The organism is Chryseobacterium sp. SIMBA_028 (assembly GCF_046535285.1).
In the GTDB taxonomy this organism is placed as follows: domain Bacteria; phylum Bacteroidota; class Bacteroidia; order Flavobacteriales; family Weeksellaceae; genus Chryseobacterium.
Genome location: NZ_JAWRWZ010000584.1, coordinates 1 through 252, shown reverse-complemented (window position 1 = coordinate 252; position 252 = coordinate 1). Strand labels below are relative to the sequence as shown.

Sequence of the window (252 nt, the reverse complement as noted above, 5' to 3'; positions counted from 1 at the left end):
CGGTCCTAAGGTAGCGAAATTCCTTGTCGGGTAAGTTCCGACCCGCACGAAAGGCGCAACGATCTGGGCACTGTCTCAACGAGAGACTCGGTGAAATTATAGTACCTGTGAAGATGCAGGTTACCCGCGACAGGACGGAAAGACCCCGTGGAGCTTTACTGCAGCCTGATATTGAATGTTGGTACAGCTTGTACAGGATAGGTAGGAGCCTTGGAAACCGGAGCGCCAGCTTCGGTGGAGGCATCGGTGGGA

Annotated in this window: 1 rRNA gene; it reads left to right on the top strand. The window is 54.4% G+C overall.

The features are described from left to right. Positions 1-252, top strand: a 23S ribosomal RNA gene (locus tag SCA31_RS24585); the annotation flags it as partial.